Annotated in this window: 19 protein-coding genes, 1 tRNA gene and 1 other annotated feature; of the genes, 11 read left to right on the forward strand and 9 right to left on the reverse strand. The window is 46.4% G+C overall.

Going from position 1 to position 17,646, the window contains the following annotated elements:
* Nucleotides 1–60: 60 nt before the first annotated feature.
* The 4 genes from argS to E7L17_RS11240 form a co-directional block, all read right to left on the reverse strand.
* Entirely contained in the window at nucleotides 61–1,752 is a 1,692-nt protein-coding gene (gene argS / locus E7L17_RS11225) for an arginine--tRNA ligase (RefSeq protein ID WP_316323312.1), read from the reverse strand.
* Nucleotides 1,721–2,182: a DUF1934 domain-containing protein gene (locus E7L17_RS11230; RefSeq protein WP_316323313.1), complete on the reverse strand. Its 462-nt coding sequence runs from the start codon at nucleotides 2,180–2,182 to the stop codon at nucleotides 1,721–1,723. Before E7L17_RS11230 ends, argS begins: the two co-directional genes overlap by 32 nt.
* Nucleotides 2,183–2,232: 50 nt before the next feature.
* Nucleotides 2,233–3,306 carry a D-alanine--D-alanine ligase family protein gene (locus E7L17_RS11235; protein ID WP_316323314.1) on the reverse strand — a complete coding sequence of 358 codons (1,074 nt, stop codon included), beginning with the start codon at nucleotides 3,304–3,306 and terminating at the stop codon, nucleotides 2,233–2,235.
* Between the two features lie 238 nt (nucleotides 3,307–3,544).
* Nucleotides 3,545–3,766, reverse strand: a complete 222-nt coding sequence (locus E7L17_RS11240) for a hypothetical protein (RefSeq protein ID WP_316323315.1) — start codon at nucleotides 3,764–3,766, stop codon at nucleotides 3,545–3,547.
* A 291-nt stretch (nucleotides 3,767–4,057) separates the two neighbouring features.
* Here E7L17_RS11240 and E7L17_RS11245 point away from each other — a divergent pair, with 291 nt between their 5' ends.
* The 9 genes from E7L17_RS11245 to E7L17_RS11285 all read left to right on the forward strand — a co-directional run bounded on the left by E7L17_RS11245 (nucleotide 4,058) and on the right by E7L17_RS11285 (nucleotide 9,457).
* Nucleotides 4,058–4,861, forward strand: coding sequence for a hypothetical protein (locus E7L17_RS11245; RefSeq protein ID WP_316323316.1), 804 nt, complete (start codon nucleotides 4,058–4,060; stop codon nucleotides 4,859–4,861).
* A 205-nt stretch (nucleotides 4,862–5,066) separates the two neighbouring features.
* Nucleotides 5,067–5,216 carry a 50S ribosomal protein L33 gene (rpmG, locus tag E7L17_RS11250; protein WP_020074232.1) on the forward strand — a complete coding sequence of 50 codons (150 nt, stop codon included), beginning with the start codon at nucleotides 5,067–5,069 and terminating at the stop codon, nucleotides 5,214–5,216.
* Nucleotides 5,217–5,234: 18 nt separating this feature from the next.
* Nucleotides 5,235–5,462 (forward strand): preprotein translocase subunit SecE, encoded by a 228-nt coding sequence (gene secE / locus E7L17_RS11255; protein WP_085834240.1) that lies wholly within the window; start codon nucleotides 5,235–5,237, stop codon nucleotides 5,460–5,462.
* A gap of 15 nt (nucleotides 5,463–5,477) precedes the next feature.
* Nucleotides 5,478–6,002: a transcription termination/antitermination protein NusG gene (gene nusG, locus E7L17_RS11260; RefSeq protein WP_316323317.1), complete on the forward strand. Its 525-nt coding sequence runs from the start codon at nucleotides 5,478–5,480 to the stop codon at nucleotides 6,000–6,002.
* A 122-nt stretch (nucleotides 6,003–6,124) separates the two neighbouring features.
* Complete coding sequence (gene rplK / locus E7L17_RS11265; protein WP_085834238.1) at nucleotides 6,125–6,550, forward strand: 50S ribosomal protein L11; 426 nt, start codon at nucleotides 6,125–6,127, stop codon at nucleotides 6,548–6,550.
* 54 nt (nucleotides 6,551–6,604) lie between these two features.
* Complete coding sequence (gene rplA / locus E7L17_RS11270; protein WP_085834237.1) at nucleotides 6,605–7,303, forward strand: 50S ribosomal protein L1; 699 nt, start codon at nucleotides 6,605–6,607, stop codon at nucleotides 7,301–7,303.
* A 61-nt stretch (nucleotides 7,304–7,364) separates the two neighbouring features.
* Nucleotides 7,365–7,523: a sequence feature (ribosomal protein L10 leader region), on the forward strand.
* 73 nt (nucleotides 7,524–7,596) lie between these two features.
* Nucleotides 7,597–8,133 carry a 50S ribosomal protein L10 gene (gene rplJ, locus E7L17_RS11275; protein ID WP_316323318.1) on the forward strand — a complete coding sequence of 179 codons (537 nt, stop codon included), beginning with the start codon at nucleotides 7,597–7,599 and terminating at the stop codon, nucleotides 8,131–8,133.
* A 40-nt stretch (nucleotides 8,134–8,173) separates the two neighbouring features.
* The gene (rplL, locus tag E7L17_RS11280) at nucleotides 8,174–8,548 is read left to right on the forward strand and encodes a 50S ribosomal protein L7/L12 (protein ID WP_316323319.1); all 375 of its coding nucleotides are present in this window, start codon (nucleotides 8,174–8,176) and stop codon (nucleotides 8,546–8,548) included.
* A 267-nt stretch (nucleotides 8,549–8,815) separates the two neighbouring features.
* Nucleotides 8,816–9,457 (forward strand): hypothetical protein, encoded by a 642-nt coding sequence (locus E7L17_RS11285; RefSeq protein ID WP_316323320.1) that lies wholly within the window; start codon nucleotides 8,816–8,818, stop codon nucleotides 9,455–9,457.
* A 95-nt stretch (nucleotides 9,458–9,552) separates the two neighbouring features.
* Here E7L17_RS11285 and E7L17_RS11290 read toward each other — a convergent pair whose 3' ends face one another.
* From E7L17_RS11290 to thrS, 5 genes are all read right to left on the reverse strand, one after another.
* Nucleotides 9,553–10,401 (reverse strand): AraC family transcriptional regulator, encoded by an 849-nt coding sequence (locus E7L17_RS11290; RefSeq protein WP_316323321.1) that lies wholly within the window; start codon nucleotides 10,399–10,401, stop codon nucleotides 9,553–9,555.
* 131 nt (nucleotides 10,402–10,532) lie between these two features.
* Complete coding sequence (locus E7L17_RS11295) at nucleotides 10,533–10,853, reverse strand: hypothetical protein (RefSeq protein ID WP_316323322.1); 321 nt, start codon at nucleotides 10,851–10,853, stop codon at nucleotides 10,533–10,535.
* 112 nt (nucleotides 10,854–10,965) lie between these two features.
* The gene (locus tag E7L17_RS11300) at nucleotides 10,966–11,598 is read right to left on the reverse strand and encodes a nitroreductase family protein (RefSeq protein WP_316323323.1); all 633 of its coding nucleotides are present in this window, start codon (nucleotides 11,596–11,598) and stop codon (nucleotides 10,966–10,968) included.
* 453 nt (nucleotides 11,599–12,051) lie between these two features.
* Nucleotides 12,052–12,125 (reverse strand) — tRNA-Gly (locus tag E7L17_RS11305).
* A gap of 368 nt (nucleotides 12,126–12,493) precedes the next feature.
* Nucleotides 12,494–14,434: a threonine--tRNA ligase gene (thrS, locus tag E7L17_RS11310; RefSeq protein WP_316323324.1), complete on the reverse strand. Its 1,941-nt coding sequence runs from the start codon at nucleotides 14,432–14,434 to the stop codon at nucleotides 12,494–12,496.
* 610 nt (nucleotides 14,435–15,044) lie between these two features.
* On the opposite strand from thrS, the gene rny reads away from it, so the two are divergent.
* Both rny and E7L17_RS11320 read left to right on the forward strand, forming a co-directional pair.
* Nucleotides 15,045–16,580, forward strand: a complete 1,536-nt coding sequence (gene rny / locus E7L17_RS11315) for a ribonuclease Y (protein ID WP_316323363.1) — start codon at nucleotides 15,045–15,047, stop codon at nucleotides 16,578–16,580.
* 226 nt (nucleotides 16,581–16,806) lie between these two features.
* A complete protein-coding gene (locus tag E7L17_RS11320) occupies nucleotides 16,807–17,580 on the forward strand; it encodes a TIGR00282 family metallophosphoesterase (RefSeq protein ID WP_316323325.1) in 774 nt (257 codons plus the stop codon).
* The last annotated feature ends 66 nt before the right edge of the window (nucleotides 17,581–17,646 follow it).

Here is a 17,646-nt window from a genome sequence, read left to right on the forward strand (position 1 = left end):
AAAATGATAGTGAAAAATCTATAATTATAAAGGGAGTTTATTTATCATATTAATACGTGCTTACATGCTATCGGGTGCTGAAATTTTGAACATGCTAAGCACGTTGCGTATTACGGTAGAAACGGAAGTGCAAAGAGTGAGTCGAGCGGCCATTAGGCTTTCTTCCTCACCGCGCACGTGGCAAGCATTGTAGAATTTGTGGAACAGGGTTGCCAAAGTAATGACATAGCGATTGATGCGGGCCGGGTCGTAATCCTTAGCAGCCTGCACAATTTCATCCGTTAAGGAAGAGAGGTGACGAATCAGCTCCAGCTCTTCCGGTGCGGTAAGAAGCGCAAGCTCGCTCTCCGTGCAGGTGCGCGGAGTAAAGCTGTCGCTCTCAATATTGCGCAAAATGCTGCAAATTCTGGCGTTCGCATACTGAACATAATACACGGGATTCTGCGAATCCTGCTGTACTGCCAAGTCGAGGTCAAATTCCATCTGCGAATTCGGCTCGCGCATGTTAAAGAGGAAACGCGCCGCGTCTACCGGTACTTCGTCGAGCAGGTCGGCAAGCTGAATGGCCTTGCCGGTACGCTTACTCATGCGAACTACCTGACCATCCCGTGTGAGCTTTACAAGCTGCATGAGTACTACATCGAGCTGTTTGCCGGAAAGCCCAATGGCATCCAGCGCTCCCTTAATACGGGCAACGTGGCCATGGTGGTCGGCACCCCATACATCGATGCACAACTCATAGCCGCGCATAATTTTGTTGCGGTGGTATGCAATGTCTGCCGCAAAATAGGTGGGGTTGCCATTCTGGCGAACAAGAACCTCATCCTTTTCCGCACCAAAGTCGGTGGCACGGTACCACAAAGCGCCGTCCTTTTCATAGGTGGCGCCACGCTGAGCCAGAATGTCCAATGCTTCTTTCAGCTCGCCGTTATTGTGCAGAGTGCTCTCCAAAAACCACTGGTCATATTCAATGCGGTATTTTTTCAGGTCTTCCTGCATTTTTTGAATGTTTCGGGGTAACACGTATTCCACCAGCTCACGGCGGCGGGTGTCTTCGTCACACTGCATTAGCTTTTCACCGAATACCTCGGCATATGCTTTTGCATTGTCCTTAATGTCTTCCCCTTGGTAGCCGTCTTCCGGGAACTCTACGGCATCTTCGCCCAAAAATAGCTGCTGGTAGCGGGCAGAAAGGGAAGAGCCAAACTTTTCAATTTGGTTACCGGCATCGTTGACATAGAACTCACGCCATACCTCGTAGCCCGCCATATCCAATACAGCGGCAAGGCAGTCTCCCAAAGCACCGCCGCGGGCATTGCCCATGTGCATGGGGCCGGTAGGGTTGGCAGAAACAAATTCGACCATCACTTTTTTCTTCTTGCCGTAATCACTGCGGCCGTAATCGCTGCCCAATGCAGAAATATCCTTTAATACGTCCACATAAAAGCGGGAGGAAAAGAAGAAGTTGAGAAAGCCCGGGCCGGCGATTTCGAAACGGTCGAAATACGTGCCGTTCAGCACCAGATGCTTTGTAATGAGTTCCGCAATTTTGCGCGGGGGCAAACGGAATGCGCGGGCGGAGACTAACGCTGCGTTGGCAGACCAATCCCCGTGGGTACGGTCTGCTGGAATTTCAAGGGTAAAGGCGGGCATGGGCTCACCCGGCAGCTCGTTTGCTGCGACTGCACGCCCTACGGCGTTTAATATAGCTTCTCTTAGCTCATCCGTTGCTTGTTGTACTATTTTCGACATCTTTGTGTTCTGCCTCCTTGATGGTTATCCGGATTTCATTGATGCTGGATAAATCTGCATTAATATCCAGCGTATAATCTACGGCCAGCTCACCGCCCTTATCATGCAGGCGGGAGTCCACATCGCTGGTGAATACGCCTACGAGCAGTGCGCCGAAACCGGTGTCATATTGGCACTGGTGGCGCTTCCCCTTTTCAAGTATTAAACGGGTGTTGCCACTACCGCGCATTAAGGTAACGGTATTGTTGCCATCTACCTTGAGTACAGAGGTAGTAGACTCATTGTTGCGGTCAGCGTCGTATTCTTTATATACAATAAAATGTGTATCGCCCTTTGTTACATAAGAGCCGAGCGTCGTAAGCTTTATTTCTCCCACATCGTCGTCAATTTTTTGGCGGCCGATGATATCAATCCAATAGTTCTCTTGCATGGGGAACATCCTCTCCTTGCGGTTTCTTCCTAAAGCCGAAAGCACCGTGGTTAGAAATAAACTTTCTCAAACGCAAGCTGAATCAGGCGGTCGAGTAAATCGGGGTAAGATAGGCCGGAGGCCTCCCAAAGCTTGGGGTACATGCTGATGCTGGTAAAGCCCGGCAGGGTATTAAGCTCATTGAGGAGTACTGCGCCATCACTGTTACGTACAAAAAAATCTACACGGGCAAGGCCACTGCACCCGAGCATGCGGTACGCTCTCATCGCATTTTGCCGTACCTCTTCCGCAATTTCGTCTGAAATATGTGCGGGTATAAATAGTTTTGCCGCTCCGGTCTTGTATTTATCATCGTAATCGTAGAATTCTGCACCAGATGCAATTTCACCAACAATAGATGCTTCGGGTCGGGAAAGACCCAAAACGGCACATTCTACCTCTTGCCCCACAATCGCTTCTTCGACTACAATTTTAATGTCTTCGCGCGCCGCGAGCTGAATCGCGGCGTCCAGTTCCTCGGGTGAACTGACCTTGCTAACGCCCACGGAAGAGCCAGAGTTTGCCGGCTTAACGAATACGGGGTAGCCAAGGCGGGCTTCAATCTTCTTGCGGATTTTTTCCGAACTCGTTAGGTAATTATCCGTAAAGAACCACAGGTAATGTGCTTGCGGAATTCCGGCAGTTTCAAGAAGGCTGTTGGTAATCGCTTTATCCATACACACACCAGAAACAAGCGAGGAGCAGCCAACAAATGGAATACCTGCCATTTGCAATAGACCCTGCAATGTGCCATCTTCGCCATTTTTGCCGTGCAGTACCGGGAACACCACATCTACGTGGATGGTTTCAAAGCCGGTTTCGGTTTGAGCCAGAATACCATGAACGGTGCGGTCCGGTGAAATGAGAGCGGAGCGGTTTGCGGGGTGGTTTTCCCAGCTTCCGTCTTGCATTTCTGCGGGATCACCGGAAAACAGAAGCCAGCGGCCTTCCTTTGTAATACCGATTTTCACAACATCGTATTTATCCTGCGGAATATTTTGAATGACAGAGGCCGCTGAAACGCGCGAAACCTCATGCTCGGTTGAGCAGCCGCCGAACAGAATGGCGACAGTAGTTTTTGACATGATATTCCCTCCGTATCCTTGCAAAATCGCGAACGCTCCGATTCGGTGTACACTGCTATATCATACGCCGGCCAAAGCACGGTTCATGCACTGCGTTAAGATACAATATTTCAAATATATATCATAGCATAAGTGGGGGTTGCGCGCAATGCGAAATTCGTTGTAAACAATATGAAAACTGCCATCACCCCAAATGAATTTTGTGAGGAGTGAGGGCGGTATCTAAATTACAGAGTTTTTAGTCTTCTTTGTACTCACCAGCGAATAGCATTTTAATACAGTGTGCAATATACAATAGAAAGACAAACCAAAATAGACAGGTGAGCGTATACGGAATGTCTACGGAGGGGCTGCTGAAAAAACGAGCTGCTATGCTTGGCAGCTTTGTAGAAGCGTAAAGGATGAATCTGATGAGAATGTCGTGCGCCATATTCTTTTTATTCAATACATGATGCATCATCTTCCAGTGCTCAGCTCAGTAACATTTGGTTTTATCGTGTAACTCTACTATGCAGGGAATCCCATCCATGCTTCTAAAAAAAGAAGAAAGTGAGAATGATCAGATAACTTTATATACTTTACAAAATTAGCCCTAGTGACAATCTGTAAAAAGTAGTGTATACTGAACTTACGTATTTTTGCATTTTCAATCATTTATATTGTACTGTATTCGGACAAGCAGAAGCTTGTTGCGATACTTTTGCCTTAAAACCGATTGATGGATTGATTATAATAGCAGGAGTGATGACAGTTGGAACAAAAAGCATTTGACCTGATTGCCGAAAAGGTACGTTCCGTTCTTTTGGAGCAAGGATTCGAAAGAAAGGAGGACGTGCAGGAGGAACAGGGAAAAGCTGCGATGTATCTCAGTGAGGATACGGCTTACAGCGTGCTGTATGAGAAGAACGCCAAGCTGTTTCACCTGCGCACCTGCTCAGTAGCCGACGGCAAAGAGGACAAAGAGTGGAAAAAGCTTTCTACTTGGGTGTTTGACCCCGAAGCAGACTCAATGGCGAATGCAACAAGCATTGCAGAGGATTTTGCCGAGACACTGGGGGGCAGCAGCCGCAAAGAAATTGTTCGCCAGCAGAAAAAGAGAAAGAAAAAGGATGAGGACGCAACAACTGATCCGCTGTTCTTCTTTAACCGCTTAGCGAGTATTTTTCCTGAGCTGCGTGGTGAAATTGCAGAAGAGAAAGCAACCTATGGCACGGTTCGCAGCGTTACCTTTACACGGGAGCATATTGTTAGCCGTGTAGAGCAGCTTGCAAAAACGTACCCAAATACAGAGCCGTTTAAAAAGCTATGCAATGTTTTAAATGATATGTATGAGCATGGAGATCTGGATGTTCGCTCTTTAATTACCATTGTACTTCTCAATGGAATAAACGACGAACAGGTCGTTGAAAATCTGAGTAAAAACTTTAGTGAGGACCTTTTAAAGGTATATAACAAAGCAAAGCTTCTTAAGGGCAAAAAGGTTCGACCTGAGAAGAAGAAAAAGCAGCCAAAATATTCCGGCGAAATGGTTCAAACTCTAAACGACCGTTTATAAGCAAAAGGAGTGCGCTTTACGGCTCCGAAAAGTACCGTGCAGGCGCGCTTCGTCTTTCTTTTTGTGAAAAAACAGTTGACCACCAGAGATTTCTATGCTACAATATATAATACCTCAATAGGGGTTATTTTTTTGCGCCCTTTTAGAGGGAGGCCGTGGTCCTTTAACGGATCCAATATTTTTCCGTGAAACGGGAGGTGCCGTCATGAGAGTAAAAGTCACATTAGCCTGCACAGAGTGCAAACAGCGTAACTATGACACAATGAAGAACAAGAAGAACGACCCGGACAGGCTTGAGATGAACAAGTACTGCAGATTCTGCAGAAAACATACTGTTCATAAGGAAACGAAGTAAGTCGGAGGGAGAAAACAGATGGCTGAAAAAAAACCGAACCCTCTCGTCAGCTTTGGCCAGGGCGTGGCGAAGTTTTTCCGCGACTGCAAAAACGAACTCAAGAAGATTGTCTGGCCTACCCCAAAGTCGGTATTTAAGAATACCGGTGTAGTTCTGGCGGTGATTATGATTATCGGCCTGTTCATTTTCGGTCTGGATACCGTATTTATGAATCTGCTAGGACTGTTTATGAATATTGCGAAGTAAGCGGAGGAAATAACTATGCCGGAAGACGTCAGGTGGTACGTGATTCATACCTATTCTGGGTATGAGAACAAAGTGGCATCCAACCTGGAAAAAACGGTGGAAAATCGTCAGCTTCAGGATTTGATTCAAGAAATCCGCGTTCCGACTGAGATGGTTACAGAAATCAAAGACGGGAAAAAGCGTGAAGTGGAGCGCAAGATTTACCCCAGCTATGTTTTGGTTAAGATGGCCCTTACCGATGAATCCTGGTATGTTGTTCGCAATATTCGCGGCTGTACCGGTTTTGTAGGCCCTACCTCCAAGCCGATTCCACTTACCGATGAGGAAGTGGCGCGCATGGGTGTAGAGAAGAAAACCGTGGAGGTTTCGTACCAGGTGGGCGACTCCGTCCATATTGTGGATGGCCCGCTGGAAGGATTTGTTGGTACAGTCGAGGAAGTGGATCTGGACAAAAACCGTGTTCGTGTTACGGTTTCAATGTTCGGCCGTGAGACACCAGTAGAGCTTGAGCTTGATCAAGCAGAATTGGTGACTGATTAAACAACACAGTTTGGTATAATAAGCGGTATAACCGCTCATTATGAGGGGCTTTGCCCCTGTGGGAGGGACGACGCATTTGCGGCTGTTCCGCCATCTACCACGAATTTTGGAGGTGCAACAAAATGGCTCAAAAGGTTACGGGCTTTATTAAGCTCCAGATACCCGCTGGCAAGGCAACCCCGGCTCCCCCGGTTGGCCCTGCTCTTGGTCAGCATGGTGTCAACATTATGGCATTTACAAAGGAATTCAATGAGCGCACAAAGAACGACGTTGGTCTAATCATCCCTGTGGTGATTACCGTATATGCAGACCGTTCTTTCTCGTTCATTACCAAAACTCCGCCTGCTGCTATTCTGATTAAGAAGGCATGTGGGATCGAGAGTGGTTCGGGTGTTCCGAACAAAACGAAAGTTGCAAAGATTACCCGTGAGCAGGTCAAGAAGATTGCGGAGCAGAAGATGCCCGATCTGAATGCCGCGAGCGTAGAGACTGCCATGAGCATGGTAGCAGGAACCGCACGTAGCATGGGCATTGAAGTCGTAGATTGATCACCCGGGTGGGAGGAATAATCCGATTTTACCACTCAATAGGGAGGAAAACCAATGAAACACGGTAAGAAATATGTAGACGGTGCTAAACTGGTAGAGCGCGCAAAGCTTTATGATCCTCAGGATGCTTTGGAGCTGTGCGTAAAGACCGGCACCGCAAAGTTTGACGAAACAGTTGAAGTCCATGTGAAGCTGGGCGTTGACGGCCGCCATGCGGACCAGCAGGTTCGTGGTGCAATCGTTCTGCCGAACGGCACTGGCAAGCAGGTTCGCGTTTTGGCTATTTGCAAGGGCGACAACCAGAAGCTGGCTGAAGAAGCCGGTGCTGAGTTTGTCGGCGCAGAAGACATGGTTCAGAAGATCCAGTCTGAAAACTGGATGGATTTTGACGTACTAATCACCACACCCGACATGATGGGTCTGGTTGGTCGCCTTGGTAAGGTTTTGGGCCCGCGCGGTCTGATGCCGAACCCGAAGGCCGGTACCGTTACCCCCGATATCGCAAAAGCGGTAAAAGAGGCAAAGGCCGGTAAGATCGAGTATCGTCTCGACAAAACCAACATCATTCACTGCCCCATTGGCAAGGTTTCTTTTGGTACCGAAAAGCTGCAAGAGAACTTCTCTGCTCTGCTCGGCGCGATTGTGAAAGCAAAGCCTGCTGCTTCTAAGGGCCAGTATGTGAAATCCTGCGTTGTGGCTTCTACAATGGGCCCCGGCGTAAGAATTAACCCCAGCAAGGTTGGCGGAATGTAATTTTCTCCAGTTTTTGCAGAGCGGTTTTTTCTTGACAAGCTTTTGGAAAAATGATATAGTATATAAAGCTGTTCTTTGTCCAAAGACAGCAGGTGCGTATGCTTAATGGAACCGGTCTTTCGGTTTCGGCCTGCCGAGGAAAGAGCCGTTCACTTTTGTCTTAATGATTTTTTAAGTGACGCCTTTCCTGCCCTGCAGGAAAGGCTTTTTTATTTATTTGAGAGTGCTGTTAAACAGTATTTTCTAAAATAACAATACGCACGATTCCTTTGGATCGATGGAGGTGAATACATTTGCCAAGTGAGAAGATTTTAGCGGAAAAGCAGCAATATGTTGCTGAACTGAAAGAAAGCCTCAAGTCCGCATGCGTCGGTGTGATTGTCAGCTATAAGGGAATCACAGTGGCAGAGGACACCAAGCTAAGAAAAGATCTGCGTGAGGCTGGCGATACCTACCGCGTGGTAAAGAACACCCTGTTGTCCCGTGCTCTAAGTGATGCTGGGATTGAGGGTCTGGATCATGTACTGGAAGGCACTACCGCAATTGCTTATAGCAATGACAATTATGTTTCCGGTGCAAAGATTCTGTCTGCTTTCGCAGATAAGAGCAAAAGTTTTGAAATTAAGGCAGGTTTTGTTGACGGAGCTCCCGTTGATGCTGCTGCAGTAAAAGAGTTGGCGCAGCTACCTTCCAAAGAGGTATTGGTTGCAAAGGCTTTGGGTGGCTTGAACGCTCCCATTACTGGTTTCGTTACCGTGTTGAACGGTACAATGAAAGGCCTCGTAGTCGCACTCAATGCGATTGCCGAGAAACAGGCTGCAAATGCCTAATTGCTTAAATATTTTTTAAAATTGATTTGGAGGTTTCATTATGTCTGATAAAGTTGTTAAGTTGATTGAAGATGTTAAGGCTCTAACCGTTCTCGAGCTTTCCGAGCTCGTTAAGGCTCTCGAAGAGGAGTTCGGCGTTTCTGCTGCTGCTCCGGTTGCTGTTGCTGCTGCTCCCGCTGCTGCTGCTCCTGCTGCTGAAGAGAAGACCGAGTTCGACGTAGTTCTGAAGGCTGCTGGCGCTAACAAGATCCAGGTTATCAAGGTTGTTCGCGAGATCACCGGCCTGGGCCTGAAAGAAGCAAAAGAGCTGGTTGACGGCGCTCCCAAGAACGTTAAAGAAGCTGTTTCCAAGGACGATGCTGAGGCCATTAAGGCTAAGCTGACCGAGGCTGGCGCTGAAGTTGAAGTGAAATAAGTTTTTCACTTATATAAGGGATGCTGTGGATTTTCCGCAGCATCCTTTTTTTATTTTAAGTTCCTTCTATTTATAGTTCATCTAGTAATATAATCTAAAATATATTCTGACAATAAAAATCTCTTTATTGCTTTGAATCTGAAACGGTTGACAAACATACAAAATATGGTAGGATTTAATATGCTTTCATCCGCATTTTTGCCGTATAGTGGTACGTTTGTGCAGTAGCAAGCAAAAATTATAAAGAATATAGAAGGAAGTGCTGATATGTCGGCTAGGTATATGAAAAAAACATCACGGATAGGCCGGGGGTGGATAATCCTTTGCATTTTGTTGGCTGTAATTGTAGGAGTTATTGCATTTTTCTGGGTGACACAAGGGCGAGCACCGTTTGTACCGTCTTCGTCGCAGGCAGGGAGCCAGCCAATTACCTCAAGTGCAAGCGAAACATCGTCCGGGGTAGTATCCGTCGTGTCTCAATTAGGTAGTTTGCCATCTGCATCGGGTGAAGCAGTCGTCTATACCAATCAAGAACTGGGCTTCTCCTTTACACTGCCACCGGAATTCAAAGGGTATTCCATTCTAACTGGGGAATGGAAAGGCGATGACATAAAGAATACTGGGAAAAAAGCACGCACTTTTCAAGGGCCTCAGGTGACGATTCGTGACCCAAGGTGGACACAGCAGGTTCCGCGGCAAGATATACCCATTATGGCTTTCACGTTGGAACAGTGGAACCAGCTTCAAAATGGAGAATTTGCGGTTGGTGCTGCGCCGGTGAACCCAAGTGAGCTGGGGAGAAATGCCAAATATGTATTTGCATTGCCCGCCCGTTATAATTACGCCTTCCCAGAGGGTTATGAAGAGGTGCAAATCATTATAGATGGAAATCCACTGTCTGCATTTTAAAGCGAACCACGATGAAATGGAGCAGGAGTTTCGATGATGAAAAGAGGTCAGCCCAAGCGGGTTGACCTCTTTGTTTTATCGCAGCTTGTACTGTTTTATTTCTTCACAACAGGAATCCATACTTCAAACTGAGCGTCGTGTGGGTCTGCATTGAGATACAATTCAATATCCGGCCCATTGTCGTACTCATAACCGGAGGTAGGAAGCCACTCTGTGATGATACGCTGTTCCAGCTCCTGTATAGCCTTGGGGCATTGTCCAGAACCGGAGAAGATGGCCCAAGTAAATGCCGGAACAGTGTATTCCTCTAGTCCATCTACTGCAGGCTGTGTGCTTGCTACTGCAATAAAGTATCTCCACTCATCAGAGCAGCCACATACGCTAGCACCCAGAATTCCCTTTGGCTCGCTGTCCATCATCATGGGGAATCGCTGTAGGGTGCCGTCCATAGTCGCTTTTTGCCACATTTGCGGTACAATCTCAAAGTTCTTCTCAATTTCTTTGTGTAGAGGCTGTGAGACCCCTACAATGCGGAATGCGTCTTTCTTTTCGATACGATAATTCAATTCTTCCACTCCTTTGATTGTGATTGTAAAGCTGATTGGAGGGAATGATTTGATAGTCGCACCTTTTTCTCGCACAAAAGAGGGGGCGATGCCGTGCACGCTTTGAAAAGCGCGGTTAAATGCAGTAGGGGATGCATAGCCATACTTCATTGCGATATCTATAATTTTGCTTTCCTCCTGCAAGTCTACCGCAGCACGAGACATACGCCTTCTTCGAACGTATTCAGAAAGCGGAACATCTGCCATATAGGCAAACATCCTTTGAAAGTGGTACGGCGAACAGCAGGCAATTTGAGCAAGCTGATCGTAGTCAATTTCCTCTGTAAGGTGTTCCTCTAAAAAGGCGATGGTTTTGTTTAAGCGGTTAATCCATTCCATATCATTCACTCCTTACCCAAAGTATAGTGAAGAATCGAAGAGTCGTCCTCTCTATTTCTGCACAAAAGAGAGAGGGGACAGTTGATTGTGTTGAGAAAAATAAAGAATCAGCTTCGCCATAGATAAAGAACTTACTCATCAAAAGGATTACTAGCATCCATAACTTCTTGTATGATGACAATTGGGTCTGAAATAAGCCCATATTTCGCATCCTCCGGGTACGTGACGGCAATGGAGGGCTCGTTACCAGCGTAAGCAATCATGCTTTCCATTGAGTCCCATTTTGTGCAGAGAAAGAAGTGAGCAAATTCCCCTTGCTCCACAACTTTTAAAAAAGCGCCTTGGTTGCCCTCTATAGCTTTGGTATCTTTTACACCGGTTTCGTATTCATATTTTTCAAAGCCTGATTTATGTTGTAACGGAACCATTCCGTGCCAAGTTCTTGAAATCATAATTATTTCCTTCCCAGATAGATGTTCATAGTTGATCTAACGTTATATTGGGATTCAGAATGTACAGGTGTTATAAAAGGATAGTGCAATTTGGTTTTACCGTATTTACTGTCTACCAGATGTCTTTATGAATTCTCTCAGTGATAGAGTATTCCTTTTGTTTGACGTAGCAAGCGTTTTCACTCGCTTTGCCAACCGCTATAAAACATGGCATTAAGTAATTCTCGGGGAAGCTTAGCACTTTTCTTGCCCAGTCACCTTCCTCTCCCAAAGGGATACGTAAAGCAGAGGAATACCCCTCGGCGGTAATTGCCAACAACATATTCTCAATGCAGCACCAAATTGAAGCAAATCCGTTTAGGTGAGAAAGGTTTTCAGGATGCAATACATCTGTTTTTTGTTTAAATAAGGGAATAATCACGCAAGCAGCCTGGGCTAACATTTGATATTGCTTTGGTATAGCTTCTATGTAAGCGTTTTGCTGACAAGCATCGTTTAGATTCCAGTCCCGCAAAATTTCATACACTTCTTCAGTGGATATATGCTCTGGTATTCTACTTACTAATTTCAAAACGATATGCTTATCCTTAATAATAATGAAATGCCAGTCTCTCATATGGTCGTTGGTAGGTGCTTTCATCCCTGACGAAACAATTCTTTCAATCACTTCATCATCAATGGATATGTTTTCATAATCTCTAATTGTACGTCTTGCATTTACAACCTCGTAAAAGTCTTTGCACATAATACCGACACCTCCTGTTATCTTTTTTCTTTATTTTTTATAATAACATAATCTAGAAATTAAAATCAATTTTAGGAACATAATAAAAAAACCAGCCAACAGGCTGGTTTTTATTAAAGCGGATGATGGGAATCGGGTGTAGGGGTCGAAACGCGCGTACCGCGGTAAAAATGTTTATCTAATGTGTTACCCAAAAGTTTTATTTCCGTTTGCTACTTTTTTCTTTGATTCTCATCCCAAGCAACCGCCAAATAAAAAAGCCAGCCAACAGGCTGGTTTTTTATTGGAGCGGATGATGGGAATCGGGTGTAGGGGTCGAAACGCGCGTACCGCGGTAAAACCATTTTTCTACTTCTTACCCCAAATCCGGTATTTCCGTTTGCTGCTTTTTTCTTGGGTTCTCATCCCAAGCAACCGCCAAATAAAAAAGCCAGCCCAAAGGCTGGTTTTTATTGGAGCGGATGATGGGAATCGAACCCACACGGTCAGCTTGGGAAGCTGAAGTTCTACCACTAAACTACATCCGCAACTATATTATTTTATAATCCACAACTATTGAATTCTATCACATTCTAATTTTGTTTTCAAGGTGTTTTTTGAAAATATTCATTCATTTTTGCTTTACTTAACATAACTTTTAATGCAACAGTAAAATATTCCCTTTTTATTCCACACTTTCCACAGAGTTATCCACATACAAGCTCTGTTTACATGGGATATTATAAGTTTTTAATCGGTTTTCCCCACCGGTTATTCACATAAGAAGTGGAAATTTACACTATTTATTAGTTTACATAATTTAAAAAATTCGGAATAAAAAAAGGGAGCCTAACACGAAATCTGTCAGGCCCCCAAGAAAATTAAGTCGAATTTATTGGCAATTTATGCCAATTTGTTATTGCTTCGCCTTCGAACGAACTTCTTCTTTTGCCTTCTCAATAAAGGCAGACAAGGGCATGGTACCAATATCGCCATCGCGGCGGCTGCGGACGGCAACAACGCCGTTTTCCACTTCCTTATCACCAATCACAAGCATATAAGGTATTTTTTCAAGCTGTGCTTCGCGAATCTTATACCCAATCTTCTCACTGCGGTGGTCGCAGGTTACTTCCAAACCGGCTTCTTCCAGTTGGTTCCTAATTTCATCTGCCTGGTCGTGCAGTCGCTCACTGATGGGCAGCACGCGAATTTGTTCGGGCATTAGCCACATAGGCAGTGCACCGGCATATTTTTCAATCAGCAGTGCCAAGGTACGCTCATAGCAGCCAAGAGAGGTGCGGTGGATGATATAGGGGTTCTTCTTTACGCCGTCCTTATCCACAAACTCCATGCCAAATTTTTCAGCCAGCATCTGGTCAATCTGAATGGTGATGAGAGTATCTTCCTTGCCATGCACGTTGCGAATCTGAATATCGAGCTTGGGGCCATAGAAAGCCGCTTCACCGACACCAACCGAATATTGCAATCCCAAGTGGTTTAAAATACGCTCCATCACGCCCTGCGCCTCGTCCCATTGCTCTGGTGTACCAATGTATTTATTGGTATCCTTGGGGTCCCACTGGGAGAAACGGTAGCTGACGTCATCATGCAGGCCGAGTGTTTCCAGCATAAAGTTAGCGAGCTCTACACACCCTCTGAATTCATCCTCAAGCTGTTCGGGAGTGCAAATGAGGTGACCTTCCGAAATAGTGAACTGGCGCACACGAATCAGGCCGTGCATCTCGCCGGAGTCCTCGTTGCGGAACAGGGTGGAGGTTTCACCCAAGCGCATCGGCAAATCACGGTAGGAGCGCTGGCGGTTGAGGAACACTTGGTATTGGAACGGGCAGGTCATGGGGCGCAGGGCAAATACTTCCTTGTCCTTTTCCTCATCGCCCATTACAAACATGCCTTCACGGTAATGGTCCCAGTGGCCTGAGATTTTATACAGGTCGCTCTTTGCCATCAGCGGAGTTTTGGTTAACTGGTAACCGCGCTTTTTCTCGGTATCTTCCACAAAGCGCTGGAGGGTTTGCAGCACACGCGCACCCTTGGGCAGCATAATCGGCAGTCCCTGGCCAATATAATCCACAGTGGTGAAATACTCCAGCTGGCGGCCAAGCACGTTATGGTCGCGCTTTTTTGCTTCTTCCACCTTAGCCAAATATTCCTCAAGTTCGGAAGCTTTGGGGAAGGAGATACCGTATACACGCTGCAATGCCTTATTCTTAGAATCGCCACGCCAGTAAGCAGAGGTTGCCGCAGTCAGGCGCACCGCCTTAATGTTTCCAGTTGAAAGCAGGTGCGGGCCAGCACAAAGATCTACAAAATCGCCTTGGCGGTAGAACGAAATGTCTTCGCCCTTGTCCGCATGCTCTTCAATCAACTCTACTTTGTAAGGCTGGTCGTTCTCTTCCATCAGCTTCTTCGCTTCAGCAGGGGAGAGGAAGAAACGCTCAATCGGCAAGCCCTCTTTAATAATCTTCTTCATCTCTGCTTCAATTTTGGGTAAATCTTCGGGAGTCAATGTGCGGGGCAGATCAAAGTCGTAATAGAAGCCGCGCTCAATCGACGGGCCAATTGCAAACTTTGCTTCTGGGAACAAGCGTTTCACGGCCTGGGCCATAATATGAGAAGTGGTATGCCAGTAGGCCTGCTTACCATCTTCCTGCTCAAATGTGAGGATTTCTAAGGAACAGTCCTCTTGCAGGGGAGTGCGTAAATCGACAACCTTGCCGTTGACGCGCCCGGCACAAGCTGCTTTGAAAAGGCCAGCGCCAATGGATTTTGCTACTTCTGCGACGGTAATGCCAGCATCGTACTCTCGAACATCGTCTTTCAGTGCTATTTTAATCATGATGATTCCTCCTGATCTGGTTTTGTTTGCAATACATATCAGCCACTTTTCCTTTGCTGAGAAAAGGCCGTCCATATTGGGGTTACATGGAAAAATGGATATAAAAAAAGCCCCACCCCATACTCCTGGGGCGAGACTTGAAATCCCGCGGTTCCACCCGGTTCGGCAAAACAGATGCTTTGCCCTCCTTATGGCCGATAACGGTGCCTGCCGTCACGCCTTAAACCAAATTGATTATTCGGCGCACGCTCCAAGATGGTAATCGAAATTCTATTTGCCACTCCCGCTTTCAGCCGATGACGGGTGCTCTCTGCTGCAAAATGTTGAATTCAATCTTCTTTTCTACGCTTTTCTGTATTCTGTTTTCATACTACCACCCGTCATCGTCCTTGTCAAGGGAACAGATTCGTTATATTTCACGATTTTGCACCATATAGTAATCAATTTTCTTGACAGAGGGGCTGTAAAAGTAATACAATTAGAAATAAGATGCGCCTGACGGTACATCTTTGGGATTGACGCACCCAATTAACAACAAAAGTAATAAAAAATATGAAAAAATTCACAGCAAGGAGGTGTCCGTAATTTGAATGTTCCCCTTTGGTTATGTTTGATAATAGCGCTCGGATGCGCTGTTATTTTTGGGATAGTTGCTTTTTTCGCAGGCGTAAACCACAGAAAGAAAGTTGCGGAATCTGTGATCGGATCAGCCGAACAAGAGGCAAAGCGCATTGTGAGCGATGCCATTAAAGCGGCTGAAGCAAAGAAAAAGGAAACGATTCTTGAGGGTAAAGATGAAATTCACAGGCAAAGAACGGAATCGGAGAGAGAACTAAACGAACGCAGAAAAGAAGTACAGCGGCAAGAGCGAAGGATTCAACAAAAGGAAGAAACCTTGGACAAAAAGCTAGAGGGGCTTGAGTCGAAGGAGAACGCGATCAACTCCAAGAATAAAAAAGCGGATGAAAGGCTTGCAGAAGCAGAGGCCGTGAAAAAGAGCCAGTTTGATATGCTGGAGCGAATTTCGGGTCTTACTGTGGAACAGGCCAAGGAATATATGCTGAAAAGCCTTGAGGACAAGTTGACGCACGAAAAAGCGGTCAAAATACGCGAGTTTGAGCAGCAGGCAAGAGAAGAAGCAGAGAATAATGCCCGCGAGATTATTTCGCTGGCCATTCAGCGCTGTGCTGCCGACCACGTGGCGGAGGCAACCATTTCGGTTGTGCCGCTGCCGAACGATGATATGAAGGGCCGTATTATCGGCCGTGAGGGACGCAACATTCGTGCCATTGAAACAATGACTGGTGTTGACCTGATTATTGATGACACGCCGGAAGCAATCACGCTTTCCTGCTTTGAGCCGGTGCGCCGTGAGGTTGCCCGCATCGCTTTGGAACGCTTGATTTCAGACGGACGAATACACCCCGCTCGCATTGAAGAAACCATAGAAAAGGCTCGCCGTGAGGTAGACGCCACAATTAAGCAAGAGGGTGAACGTGCCGTTATTGAAGCCGGCGTAAACGGAATCCATCCCGAACTGATTAAGCTGCTGGGACGGCTGCGTTACCGCACCAGCTATGGTCAGAACGTATTAAACCATTCTCTTGAGGTAGCTTACCTGTCCGGCATTATGGCGTCTGAGCTTGGGCTTGACCCAACGCTAGCACGTAGAGCCGGCTTACTGCACGATATTGGCAAGGCGCTTGATCACGAGATTGAGGGCTCACATGTGGATATTGGTGTAGATGTAGCGAGAAAGTTCAAAGAGAGCGAAGCCGTAGTACATGCGATTCAGGCTCACCACGGTGATGTAGAAGCAAAAACTGTGATTGCCTGCCTTGTTCAGGCGGCGGATGCAATCTCTGCTGCGCGCCCTGGTGCTCGCCGAGAGAATTTGGAAAACTACATTAAGAGGCTGGAAAAACTGGAGTCTGTGGCATCCTCCTTTAACGGAGTCGAACGCTGCTTTGCCATTCAGGCCGGCCGTGAAATTCGCATTATGGTAAAACCGGAAGTGGTTAACGATGACCGCATGGTACTTCTTGCCCGCGAAATCTGCGATAAGATTGAGCAGGATTTGGAGTACCCCGGACAAATTAAGGTTAATATTATTCGTGAAAGCCGAGCGATTGAATACGCGAAGTAAATGACTTTTGCGAACCGCTTGTCAAGTGGAAAGCCTTGGCAGCAGGAGAGGGAACAATTTGTTCCCTCTCTTTTTATGTTCCGGTCATTTTGCCTCTTCCTATTGTGTTATTTTCCTTAGATGGTGTACAATAACAATATCATAATTACTATACACTTAGAGAAAGCGGCTGTAAGAGAATTGTCGTCGCACGTATCTTACTTTTAGAATAGAAAGAGTGAATTGGATGAACATTCTGGCAATAGGTGATGTTGTTGGCAGCATTGGCTGTCGGTATCTGCGGGAGCAGCTTCCCCGCCTCAAAAAAGACAAAGAAATTGATTTGGTAATTGCCAATGGCGAAAACTCGGCAGACGGCAACGGGATTACACCGGCTTCCATAGACTTTTTGTTTTCGAGCGGGGTAGATGTCATTACAACCGGTAACCATAGCTTCCGCCGGAAAGAAAGCTATGAGCTTTATGATGATTGCGAAACTCTGCTTCGCCCAGCGAACTTCCCCAGTGGCGTACCCGGGCGTGGAGTGTGTATTGTTGATATGGGGCGTGTTCAGGTAGCTGTAATTAATGTGATGGGTGTCTCATATTTAGAGAGTCTCGAGTGCCCATTTGCTACGATGGATCGTATTTTAAGTGACCCGAATCTTCCGCCGATGCGCCTGGTCGATTTTCACGCGGAGGCAACCGGAGAAAAAGGGGCCATGGGCTACTATCTCGACGGTAAGGTGTCTGCGGTATTTGGAACGCATACCCATGTACAAACAGCGGATGAACAGCTTTTGCCCCAGGGAACCGCTTTTCTTTCCGATTTGGGCATGACTGGGCCGATTCATTCCGTACTTGGTGTAAAACCCGAGCTAGTCATTCAAAAGCTACGCACACACATGCCGGTACGCTTTGAAATAGCCGATGGTGCCTGCCGGATGGATGGCGCAATTTTCCATATTAATGAGCGCAATGGAAACGCAGTTTCTGTTGAAAGGGTGCAAATCGCGACATAATCGACAAATATTGCGCAAACTTATATTTTATTATGATTTATATTAACAAAAATCTCTTGCCAAATA

It is taken from the genome of Clostridium sp. (genome assembly GCF_032576335.1).
Taxonomy (GTDB): domain Bacteria; phylum Bacillota; class Clostridia; order Oscillospirales; family Acutalibacteraceae; genus Faecalispora.

Coding starts and splice junctions, on each gene's coding strand:
- argS (WP_316323312.1), bottom strand. CDS start 1,752: ATGTCGAAAATAGTACAACAAGCAACGGATGAGCTAAGAGAAGCTATA.
- E7L17_RS11230 (WP_316323313.1), bottom strand. CDS start 2,182: ATGCAAGAGAACTATTGGATTGATATCATCGGCCGCCAAAAAATTGAC.
- E7L17_RS11235 (WP_316323314.1), bottom strand. CDS start 3,306: ATGTCAAAAACTACTGTCGCCATTCTGTTCGGCGGCTGCTCAACCGAG.
- E7L17_RS11240 (WP_316323315.1), bottom strand. CDS start 3,766: ATGATGCATCATGTATTGAATAAAAAGAATATGGCGCACGACATTCTC.
- rpmG (WP_020074232.1), top strand. CDS start 5,067: ATGAGAGTAAAAGTCACATTAGCCTGCACAGAGTGCAAACAGCGTAAC.
- secE (WP_085834240.1), top strand. CDS start 5,235: ATGGCTGAAAAAAAACCGAACCCTCTCGTCAGCTTTGGCCAGGGCGTG.
- nusG (WP_316323317.1), top strand. CDS start 5,478: ATGCCGGAAGACGTCAGGTGGTACGTGATTCATACCTATTCTGGGTAT.
- rplK (WP_085834238.1), top strand. CDS start 6,125: ATGGCTCAAAAGGTTACGGGCTTTATTAAGCTCCAGATACCCGCTGGC.
- rplA (WP_085834237.1), top strand. CDS start 6,605: ATGAAACACGGTAAGAAATATGTAGACGGTGCTAAACTGGTAGAGCGC.
- rplL (WP_316323319.1), top strand. CDS start 8,174: ATGTCTGATAAAGTTGTTAAGTTGATTGAAGATGTTAAGGCTCTAACC.
- E7L17_RS11285 (WP_316323320.1), top strand. CDS start 8,816: ATGTCGGCTAGGTATATGAAAAAAACATCACGGATAGGCCGGGGGTGG.
- E7L17_RS11290 (WP_316323321.1), bottom strand. CDS start 10,401: ATGGAATGGATTAACCGCTTAAACAAAACCATCGCCTTTTTAGAGGAA.
- E7L17_RS11295 (WP_316323322.1), bottom strand. CDS start 10,853: ATGATTTCAAGAACTTGGCACGGAATGGTTCCGTTACAACATAAATCA.
- E7L17_RS11300 (WP_316323323.1), bottom strand. CDS start 11,598: ATGTGCAAAGACTTTTACGAGGTTGTAAATGCAAGACGTACAATTAGA.
- thrS (WP_316323324.1), bottom strand. CDS start 14,434: ATGATTAAAATAGCACTGAAAGACGATGTTCGAGAGTACGATGCTGGC.
- E7L17_RS11320 (WP_316323325.1), top strand. CDS start 16,807: ATGAACATTCTGGCAATAGGTGATGTTGTTGGCAGCATTGGCTGTCGG.